Genomic DNA, 10415 nt, shown 5'->3' on the forward strand with positions numbered 1-10415 from the left:
GTCGCCCGCTCGGCGGTTTTGGTGCTGAGCAGTGAACAGCAAGCCAGTATCGACCCCGACAACGCTTACATTCAGGCGAATCTGCAGAGCGAGTGGAACATCTTCGACGTCGCGACTTCAGTGCCCATGGCGTTGATGGAAGCGGCGATTTTGAGCGCGGTCGGCCTGCTTGAGCCGCCCGTACACACTGAAATCTGCCGGCCTTTGCTGCCGACGCTAAGCGGACAGACCGTAACTTCGGTCGACCTGGGCGTGCTCAGTGAGCATTTCGTGGCCGGGAACTGGGAACAAAGCGGCGTCGATGAGCGCTTGCTTAAAGAGGCTGCGCACCTCAACGGGCTAGCATCCAGCCGTTATGGCGAATATCGCCTATCGCGGACCCAACCGGACAGCGCCAGCGAGCCTGATACGTTCGCATTGCACGTCGAGTTGCAAATACCTGATGCGACGCCCATTCACGCACCGTTTGCCGGCGTCGTTCGACGCACGGCCGATGCCGCGCTGGTGCTGGTCGGTGCCGCAGAGGTGCTTCGTCTTTGGGGTGTGAGTTCTGATTTCGATTCCGGCACGCAGTTGAGTGCTGGCGATGTCATCGGGCTGGGCGCAGGTTCGTTAATCGTGCAGGTATGCCGGGACCCGTTGCTCAGCCCTCCGTTGTTCGCCACGCCGTCCTGGGCGCCAGCGTGGCGCGCGTTGTGTCCGTCGCCAGCGGACATTCTAGGCTTTGATTGTGATGCGCCCGCGCTGGACGATTCCGCTCAATTGCTGGCACGCCGTGATGCCAGCTTCGCCCGTTCGCAGAAGCACTATTACACCGCGCCGCCGCAGATCGAGCGCGGCTGGCGCAATCACCTGATCGACATGCAGGGACGCTCCTACCTGGACATGCTCAACAACGTGGCGGTACTGGGCCATGGGCATCCACGCATGGCCGAAGTCGCCAGCCGGCAGTGGTCATTACTCAACACCAACTCGCGCTTTCATTACGCAGCCATCGCCGAGTTTTCCGAGCGCTTGTTAACGCTGGCCCCAGATGGCATGGATCGAGTGTTTCTGGTCAACAGCGGTACTGAGGCCAATGATCTGGCGATTCGCCTGGCTTGGGCCTACAGCGGCGGGCGTGATGTCCTGAGTGTGCTGGAGGCTTATCACGGCTGGTCTGTGGCGACGGACGCCATTTCCACCTCCATCGCCGACAACCCGAAGGCGCTCAGCACGCGGCCCGACTGGGTGCATCCGGTAACGGCGCCGAACACGTATCGCGGTGAGTTTCGTGGGCCGGGCAGTGGGCCGGAATACGTTCGCAGCGTCGAAGCCCATCTGGCGAAACTGGCTGAGCAAAAGCGCCAGGTGGCGGGCTTCATTTGCGAGCCAGTGTATGGCAACGCAGGGGGTATTTCGTTGCCGCCGGGGTATTTGAAGCAGGTTTATCAACAAGTTCGCGCGCAAGGCGGCGTGTGCATTGCCGATGAAGTACAGGTCGGCTACGGCCGTTTGGGTCTTTATTTCTGGGGTTTTGAAGAGCAAGACGTGGTGCCGGACATCATCACCATGGCCAAAGGCATGGGTAACGGCCATCCACTGGGCGCAGTCATCACCCGCAGGGAGATCGCAGAGGCGCTGGAGGCCGAAGGCTATTTCTTCTCGTCGTCAGGTGGCAGCCCGGTCAGTTGTCGGATCGGCATGGCCGTACTCGACGTCATGGAAGAAGAAAGTCTGTGGGAAAACGCCCAAGTAGTGGGCGGATATTTCAAAGCGCGGCTTGAAGCCTTGATCGATAAACATCCGCTGGTCGGCGCTGTACACGGGATGGGGTTTTATCTGGGCGTCGAGTTGATTCGCAATCGCCAGACGCTGGAGCCGGCCACTGAGGAAACCACCTACCTGTGCGATCGCCTGCGTGAATTGGGCATCTTCATGCAGCCCACGGGTGACTACCTGAACATCCTCAAGATCAAACCGCCGATGGTCACCACTCAGCGTAGCGTGGACTTCTTTGTCGACACTGTGTCGAAGGTGTTGAACGAGTTGGTATGACTCATCCAGCCAACCTGGCTGCCCGTTGCTCACCGCACAATCGGCAAACTCGTTGTCGATTTGATCTCCGACAAAGCCACGGTCGAGTTCACTTCCTGAATTCCCGGCACCAGCGACAGCTTCTCAAAGAAAAACCGCTCATAGGCCTCGATGTCCGGCGTGACGATGCGCAGCAGAAAGTCCACTGACCCCATCAGCACGTAGCACTCCAGCACCTCCGGGAACCCGCGAATGGCTTCGGTGAACTCGGTAAAATTCGAACGCCCGTGAGCATTGAGCTTCACCTCGGCAAAGATCTGCGTGTTCAGGCCAATCTTCTTGCGATCAAGCAACGTCACCTGCCGCCGAATCACCCCTTCGTCCTTCATTCGCTGAATCCGCCGCCAACACGGTGACTGCGACAACCCCACCGCTTCAGCAATTTGCGCGCTAGACAACGAGGCGTCCTCTTGGAGCAGCGCAAGTATCTTGCGGTCATACGCATCCAGCTCGATATGCATAGCCAATTCTCAATACCCGCTATTTACACATTAATAATTCGAAATACGGCAAAACACATCGATCATAGATCAGAAATACCGGCTCAAGGGTGCAAAACTTTACCGCATTAAGGCCACGTCATTGCGGCCATTCAACCCCGCGCCTAAGAAGGAGCGTCCAGCATGTCCCATCTCGAAGCCGTTCATCATGCCCCGCAGCGCCCGGATGCCTGGTCAGCCAGTAACGCACACTGCCGCGCTCGTTATCAGTTGCTTGCCGAAGCCGAGCCTGACCTGATCTGCCGGGTACTCAACCTGTTTGCGATGCAGTACCTGACCCCGCAACACGTCAGCGTTTTGCAACAAGACGGCATGTTGATGATCGAAGCTGAAATTGGCGGCTTGACCTGGCATCGCGCACAGGTAATTGGCGAAAAAATGCGCAGCCTGATCAATGTTTGCTCGGTGGAGCTGGAACCGACTCCCGATATCCACGTCCTATCTGAGCCCGCGTCACTCGCGGTCGGTTGAGTATTTGGAAAATATTGGCAACGCTTACTCGCATGCAGGACGCAACAACTGGCACGCTTGGGACTACTCTTGCTTACCGAAGTAAGCCGTCTCGTCCAAAGGAGCCCGCATGTCCGTCCTCGCCTCATCATCTCAGGACCGCTGGCTGGATCTGAACGACCTGTTGCGCGATCTGGTCGCGCAAGGATTTATGGATCAGGACAGCGCCGAACAAGCGCTGACCTTGCGCCGCAGTGCGCAAAACGCACAAATCCACCCGCTGGAATTCCTCGCGACCCAGCAATTTGACAACCTCCAGCGGCCCGGAAAAAAACTCGACCTCGAAACCCTGACCGCTTGGTTGGCCGAACAGGCCGGTCAGCCATACATGCGCATTGACCCGCTGAAAATCAACGTGACCGCCGTGACCCCCTTGATGTCGTATGCCTTTGCGCAACGCCACAAGATTCTGGCCGTGGCAGTAGACCGAGACGCCGTAACCATTGCCAGTGCGCAACCTTTCGTCACCGCCTGGGAAGCCGACCTGGCCCATGTGCTGAAGCTGCCGATCAAGCGCGTCGTCGCCAATCCTGTCGACATACAGCGCTTGGCCGTCGAGTTTTATCGACTGGCAAAATCGGTAAGCGGCGCCAACGCAACCGATCAAAAATTGAGCAACCTGGGCAACTTCGAACAGTTGCTCAAGCTCGGCGCCAGCGATCAAGAACCCGACGCCAACGACGCGCATATCGTCAACATCGTCGACTGGCTGTTCCAGTACGCATTCCAGCAGCGCGCCAGCGACATCCATATCGAACCGCGCCGCGAACAAGGCACCGTACGCTTTCGTATCGATGGCGTGCTGCACAACGTTTATCAATTCCCGACGCAAGTGAACATGGCAATCGTCAGTCGCCTGAAAAGCCTTGGGCGGATGAACGTCGCGGAAAAGCGCAAGCCGCAGGATGGGCGGGTCAAGACCAAGACACCTGATGGCGGCGAAGTCGAATTGCGTTTGTCGACCTTGCCTACAGCGTTCGGCGAAAAGATGGTCATGCGGATTTTCGACCCGGAAGTGTTGCTTAAGGACTTCGACCAACTGGGCTTTTCCAACGATGACCTGCGCCGCTGGCAGGACATGACCCGACAACCCAATGGCATCATTCTGGTCACCGGCCCCACCGGCTCTGGCAAAACCACGACGCTGTACACCACGCTCAAGAAACTGGCGACCTCGGAAGTCAACCTCTGCACCATCGAGGACCCCATCGAGATGGTCGAGCCGGCATTCAACCAGATGCAGGTGCAGCACAACATTGACCTGACTTTTGCCAGCGGCGTGCGAGCGCTGATGCGGCAAGACCCGGACATCATCATGATCGGCGAGATCCGCGACCTGGAGACCGCCGAAATGGCGATCCAGGCGGCACTCACCGGGCATTTGGTGCTCTCGACGCTGCACACCAACGACGCGCCCAGCGCGATCAGTCGGCTGCTGGAGCTGGGTGTGCCGCATTACTTGCTCAAAGCGACGATCCTTGGCGTGATGGCGCAACGTTTGGTGCGTACGCTGTGTCCGCACTGCAAGGCCCCGGTGGAGCTGGACGAGGCTGACTGGCAAACGCTGACTCGCCCTTGGCAGGCGCCAGTGCCCACAGGGGCTCATCGTGCGGTGGGCTGCGTAGAATGCCGCGACACAGGTTATCGAGGCCGCGCCGGGGTGTACGAGATCATGCTGATGTCGGACGCGGTGAAATCGCAGATTGTCTCAGACCTCGACCTCACCGCCCTGCGTCGGCAGGCATTCAAAGATGGCATGCGCAGCCTGCGTCTGTCCGGTGCGCAGAAAGTTGCAGCCGGTTTGACTACGCTTGAAGAAGTACTGCGCGTGACGCCACAGAGTGAGCAACGCTGACGGTCTAGCATTTAGTGCCTCTTGGAGCGAGGCCTGCCGCCACGCGGCCTGCCACATTTTGTATAGATGTATTTCAGGTTACATCGGCGCTCATGGACGCTTTCTGCCTAAATGACGCGCAGATGTACTTTGATCAACCACCAACAGGGAAAGGTTATGCAAATCGGTAGTGTGGTTTTACTGTTTGTCGCGCTGGCGATCGCCATTGTATTCATGGGTTTTAAGGTCGTGCCGCAAGGTTATCAGTGGACGGTCGAACGCTTTGGTCGATACACCAATACGCTCAAACCAGGCTTGAACATCATCGTGCCGGTGATGGACCGCATCGGGCGCAAGATCAACGTCATGGAGAGCGTACTCGACATCCCGCCGCAAGAAGTCATCACGGCCGACAACGCCACGGTGCAGATTGACGCGGTGTGTTTCTTTCAAGTGGTCAATACCGCTCAGGCCGCTTACGAGGTCAACAATCTCGAACACGCCGTGCGCAATCTGCTGCAAACCAATATTCGTACCGTGCTGGGCTCAATGGAGCTGGACGCGATGCTCAGCCAGCGCGACAACATCAACGAAAAACTGCTGCGCACTGTCGATGAAGCGACCTCGCCGTGGGGCATCAAGATCACCCGCATTGAAATCAAGGACATCAGCCCGCCTGCCGATCTGATGGCCGCGATGTCCGGACAGATGAAAGCCGAGCGGATCAAGCGGGCGCAAATTCTGGAAGCCGAAGGCCTGCGAGCGTCGGCGATCCTGACCGCCGAAGGTAAAAAACAGGCGCAAATCCTCGAAGCCGAGGGCGGCCGTCAGGCAGCGTTCCTTGAGTCCGAAGCCCGGGAGCGTCAGGCCGAGGCGGAAGCCCGAGCAACCCAGGTGGTGTCCGAAGCGATTGCAAACGGCAACGTGCAGGCGATCAACTATTTCGTCGCGCAGAAATACATCGACGCGCTGGGCAAACTGGCGTCGGCCAACAACAGCAAAGTGATCCTCATGCCGCTGGAGGCCAGCCAGGTGATCGGTGCCGTGGGTGGTATCGGCGAAATCGTCAAAGCCACGTTCGGCACACCTGCATCTGCGCCGACCAAGAAGGTCTGAGGTGGAGGGCATGCTGGATTATCTGCAAAACCTGTCGTTCTGGGACTGGCTGGCACTGGGCACGGCGCTATTGATTCTTGAAGTGTTTGGCGCCGGTGGCTATCTGCTATGGATCGGCGTTGCCGCTGCGACAGTCGGCATCCTCACGTACATCGTTCCCGGCATGGCGTGGGAGCTGCAGTTTTTGCTGTTCGCGGTGTTATCGGTGCTGACCGCAGTGTACTGGTGGCGCCGTCAGCGCACCGTCATCCGGCAATCGGATCAACCCGGCTTGAACATGCGCGGCCAGGAGTTGATCGGGCACACTTTTACTGTTCATGACGCGATTATCGGTGGACGCGGCAAGATCAAGGTCAATGACGGCGTATGGATGGTGATCGGCCCGGATGTGCCAGTGGGAAGTCAGGTGCGTGTGGTGAGCCAAGAGGGCGCGATTTTGAAAGTGGAAACAGTGTGAATATGCCACTACGGAACTACTCACCCGCTCAACGTATCAAATCGTCTCAGAACAGCCAAACTCGGAGTAACCCCGTCATGCGTCTTAAACTTGCTATCGCCACATTAGCCTTGCTCTCGCTCCCGGTCGGTTCAGCAATGGCTGACGGCTTTTTGCGCGAAGTGATTTCGTCGGGCGCGACTACCGGTTCGACCTACCTGACCTTCAGGCATCACAAACTGATCGTTGCGGCACAAGATGATGCTGGCAGCTTCGTCGCGAGCAACGGCGAAATCCGTGGTCCATTCCTGGAAGCGGCAATGGAACAGGTTCGCAAAGACAATCCCAGCCTGAACGCTTCGGACATGGACCTGGCGAATGCGATCCTGGCGAAGAATCTGGTAGCTGAGCAGTAAGTCGCTATTGGCGTACAGCATAAAAAATGCCGCTCAATCGAGCGGCATTTTTTTGGACTGACACAACGTCGCACGACAAACGCGGATGTGTAGGAGCCAACGTGTTGGCGAGAGGCCGACGCGGCGTCAGGTCTGACGTCTCGCGAATAAATTGGCTCCTACAGACTGATGCATCGTTCAGGAAGAGCGCAGGTCTACACGCCTTTACTCGCCAATCGCAGATTTGTAACCCGCAGCATCCAGCAGTTTGGCCAGATCAGCATCAGCGTTGCTCGGTTTGATCTTGAAGATCCACGAGTCGTAAGGCGTATTGTTCAGCCCTTCCGGCGAGGTGCTCAGGGCTTCGTTGACTTCAACCACCTCACCGCCCACAGGCGAGTAGATGTCGGACGCCGCTTTTACGGATTCAACCACGCCTGCGGTGTCGCCAGCCACGAAAACCTTGCCGATCTCCGGCAGTTCGACGAACACCACATCACCCAACGCTTCTTGAGCGTGGTCGGAAATACCGACAACGATCAGATCACCGTCTTTCTTTGCCCATTCATGGCTTTCGGCGAAACGCAGTTCGGCGGGAATATTGCTCATTTAGTCATCCTCTACATCAAGTCAGCGGAGAAACCCGCCAGGGAGTTTAAATTAGGGGCTTGCCGTGACGCACGAACGTCGGCTGTACCACGCGAACCGGATACCACTTGCCGCGAATTTCCACCTCGGCACGGTCAGCGGTCGCCATTGGAACACGCGCCAAGGCAATCGACTTGCTTAGCGTAGGAGAGAAACTACCACTGGTAATCTCTCCTTCGCCAACTTCCGCTATACGGACCACCTGATGCGCACGCAAAACGCCGCGTTCTTCCAACACCAACCCCACCAGTTTCGACACCGCACCTGCTGCCTGCTCGGCCTCCAGCGCAGCGCGTCCGATAAAATCCCGGTCGACAGGCTGCCACGCAACGGTCCAGGCCATATTCGAAACCAACGGTGACACGTGCTCGTCGATGTCCTGACCGTAGAGGTTCATACCCGCCTCAAGACGCAAGGTATCGCGCGCGCCGAGGCCGATAGGGGAAATACCGGCGCCGACCATGTCGTTGAAGAAACCGGGGGCCTGCCCGGCGGGAAGAATGATCTCCAGGCCGTCCTCACCGGTATAGCCGGTACGCGCGATGAACCAGTCACCGTCGGCACGGCCTTCGAACGGCTTGAGCTGATAGATAAGTTCGGCACGGGCCTGGGTCACCAATTCGGCTATTTTCTGCCGGGCGTGCGGGCCTTGAATCGCCAGCATGGCGAGTTCGGAGCGCTGATTGAGTTGCACGTCGAAGCCGTCCAGATGCACTTGCATCCAGGCCAGATCCTTGGCACCGGTGGCCGCGTTGACCACCAATCGGTAACCGTTGTCGGTGAGATAGACGATCATGTCGTCGATGATCCCGCCATCGGTGTCCAGCATCGCGCTGTACAAGGCGCGACCGATTTGCTTGAGCCTGTCGACGTCATTGGCCAGCAAGTGTTGCAGCCAGGGCTTTGCCTGACTGCCGCAAACGTCGATGACGCGCATGTGCGACACGTCGAAAATCCCACAGTCTCGACGCACCTGATGGTGCTCTTCGACTTGTGAGCCGTAGTGCAACGGCATATCCCAACCACCAAAATCGACCAGCTTCGCGCCTAGGGCGAGGTGCAGGTCAAAGAGCGGCGTACGCTGTCCCATGGGTTTCTCCTTCCGGGCGTGGCGAAGATGCAGACAGCCAAAACGCGAGCAAGCCCCCCGTAAAATGGGGTATATCGCCGTTGTAAGCATGCCGAAACGTCTGACAGACCGCACCGATTGCGGCGCATTGTAGCCGCAAGGTTGTGACCCCGCACCTAGCCGATCGGTCGAGCCGAACGTCTGATCAAGCCAATCACTGGTAGCAAACCCACAAGCACCAATGTCAGCGCCGGCAATGCGGCCCTCGCCCACTCGCCTTCGCTGGTCATTTCGAAAATTCGCACGGCCAAGGTGTCCCATCCGAATGGACGCATGAGCAGCGTGGCAGGCATCTCTTTGAGCACATCAACAAACACCAGAAGCGCTGCGCTCAGGGCGCCCGGCATCAGCAATGGTAAATACACCGTGAAGAACAGCCGTGGCCCGCTGACGCCGAGGCTGCGTGCTGCCTCCGGCAAAGAAGGCCGAATACGCGTCAGACTGCTTTCCAGAGGGCCGTAGGCGACCGCGATAAATCGCACCAGATACGCCAACACCAATGCTGCAAGGCTGCCGAGCAGCAAGGGCTTGCCTGCTCCGCCGAACCAGCTCGAAAGCGGCACCACCAGTTCGCGATCCAGGTAACTGAACGCCAGCATGATCGACACCGCCAGGACCGATCCCGGCAGCGCATAACCGATGCTCGCCAGGCCGACGCCCATGCGGATGCCTTGCGTAGGTGCCAGTCGCCGCGCGAAGACCAGAATCAACGCCACACTCACGGTGACCAACGCTGCAATACCACCCAGATAAAGAGTGTGCAGGATCAGCCCGGCGTAGCGCTCATCCAGATCGAAACGGCCTCGCTGCCAGACCCATACCATCAGTTGCAACATCGGCACCACGAAAGCGCAAACGAACACCAGCCCACACCAAAACGTCGCCGCCAAGGCTTTCACACCGCGCAAGTGATACAACGCCTGGACACGCGGTCGTTCATTGATCGGACGGCTGGCGCCGCGTGCCCGGTGCTCGCCGTACACTACCAACATCACCGCCAACAGCAGCAAACTCGCCAGTTGCGCCGCCGTCGACAGACTAAAGAAGCCATACCAGGTTTTGTAAATGGCAGTGGTGAAAGTGTCGAAGTTGAACACCGCCACGGCACCGAAGTCGGCCAACGTCTCCATCAAGGCCAGCGCCACACCTGCGCCAATCGCTGGCCGCGCCATCGGTAGCGCCACGCGCCAGAACGCCTGCCACGGCGTCTGCCCGAGCATTCGCGCCGCTTCCATCAAGCCTTTGCCCTGAGCCAGAAACGCCGTGCGTGCCAGCAGGTAGACGTAGGGATAGAAAACCAACACCAACACGATGATCACCCCGCCCGTAGAGCGCACCCGAGGCAAGCGCAAGCCGCTGCCGAACCACTCTCGCAGCAGCGTTTGCACCGGGCCGGCAAAATCGAGCAGGCCCACAAAGACGAACGCCAACACGTAGGCGGGGATCGCGAATGGCAGCATCAGTGCCCAGTCCAGCCAGCGCCGACCGGGGAACTCGCACAGACTTGTCAGCCACGCCAGGCTGACGCCAAGCAGCGTGACGCCAATGCCGACACCCACCACCAGGGTCAAGGTGTTGCCGAGCAGGCGTGGCATCTGGGTTTCCCACAGGTGCGACCAGATTTCCAGATCGATGGTTTGCCAGGAAAACAGCAAGACGCTAAGGGGCAACAGCACCAACGCGGCGATGGTGAAAACCAGTGGGTACCAGCGGCGCTGGGCGGGATGGGCCAAGGCGTAAGACTCGTAAGACAAACGGTGAACCCATGTAG

General features: G+C 58.6%; 10 protein-coding genes. 6 read left to right on the plus strand and 4 right to left on the minus strand.

What is annotated here, in order from left to right; translation table 11 throughout:
* A partial coding sequence (locus VGC62_RS25465; protein WP_331189845.1) for an aminotransferase occupies positions 1 to 2037 on the plus strand: 2037 nt, incomplete at its 5' end.
* A gap of 29 nt (positions 2038 to 2066) precedes the next feature.
* Here the strand turns inward: VGC62_RS25465 and VGC62_RS25470 are convergent.
* The gene (locus tag VGC62_RS25470) at positions 2067 to 2537 is read right to left on the minus strand and encodes an Lrp/AsnC family transcriptional regulator (RefSeq protein ID WP_331189846.1); all 471 of its coding nucleotides are present in this window, start codon (positions 2535 to 2537) and stop codon (positions 2067 to 2069) included.
* A 162-nt stretch (positions 2538 to 2699) separates the two neighbouring features.
* Here VGC62_RS25470 and VGC62_RS25475 point away from each other — a divergent pair, with 162 nt between their 5' ends.
* The 5 genes from VGC62_RS25475 (at position 2700) to VGC62_RS25495 (ending at position 6888) form a co-directional block, all read left to right on the plus strand.
* Entirely contained in the window at positions 2700 to 3047 is a 348-nt protein-coding gene (locus tag VGC62_RS25475; RefSeq protein ID WP_331189847.1) for a hypothetical protein, read from the plus strand.
* 109 nt (positions 3048 to 3156) lie between these two features.
* Positions 3157 to 4941 (plus strand): GspE/PulE family protein, encoded by a 1785-nt coding sequence (locus tag VGC62_RS25480; RefSeq protein ID WP_331189848.1) that lies wholly within the window; start codon positions 3157 to 3159, stop codon positions 4939 to 4941.
* 156 nt (positions 4942 to 5097) lie between these two features.
* Positions 5098 to 6036 (plus strand): SPFH domain-containing protein, encoded by a 939-nt coding sequence (locus VGC62_RS25485; RefSeq protein ID WP_331189849.1) that lies wholly within the window; start codon positions 5098 to 5100, stop codon positions 6034 to 6036.
* A gap of 10 nt (positions 6037 to 6046) precedes the next feature.
* Complete coding sequence (locus tag VGC62_RS25490) at positions 6047 to 6493, plus strand: NfeD family protein (RefSeq protein ID WP_331189850.1); 447 nt, start codon at positions 6047 to 6049, stop codon at positions 6491 to 6493.
* Between the two features lie 77 nt (positions 6494 to 6570).
* Positions 6571 to 6888 carry a DUF2388 domain-containing protein gene (locus VGC62_RS25495; protein WP_331189851.1) on the plus strand — a complete coding sequence of 106 codons (318 nt, stop codon included), beginning with the start codon at positions 6571 to 6573 and terminating at the stop codon, positions 6886 to 6888.
* Between the two features lie 204 nt (positions 6889 to 7092).
* Here the strand turns inward: VGC62_RS25495 and gcvH are convergent, their stop codons facing one another.
* The 3 genes from gcvH to VGC62_RS25510 all read right to left on the minus strand — a co-directional run bounded on the left by gcvH (position 7093) and on the right by VGC62_RS25510 (position 10377).
* Complete coding sequence (gcvH, locus tag VGC62_RS25500; RefSeq protein ID WP_331189852.1) at positions 7093 to 7476, minus strand: glycine cleavage system protein GcvH; 384 nt, start codon at positions 7474 to 7476, stop codon at positions 7093 to 7095.
* 46 nt (positions 7477 to 7522) lie between these two features.
* Complete coding sequence (gene gcvT, locus VGC62_RS25505; RefSeq protein ID WP_331189853.1) at positions 7523 to 8605, minus strand: glycine cleavage system aminomethyltransferase GcvT; 1083 nt, start codon at positions 8603 to 8605, stop codon at positions 7523 to 7525.
* A 155-nt stretch (positions 8606 to 8760) separates the two neighbouring features.
* Positions 8761 to 10377: an iron ABC transporter permease gene (locus tag VGC62_RS25510; protein WP_331189854.1), complete on the minus strand. Its 1617-nt coding sequence runs from the start codon at positions 10375 to 10377 to the stop codon at positions 8761 to 8763.
* Between the last annotated feature and the right edge of the window lie 38 nt (positions 10378 to 10415).

The sequence above is a fragment of the Pseudomonas sp. genome, from assembly GCF_036404235.1.
Taxonomy (GTDB): domain Bacteria; phylum Pseudomonadota; class Gammaproteobacteria; order Pseudomonadales; family Pseudomonadaceae; genus Aquipseudomonas.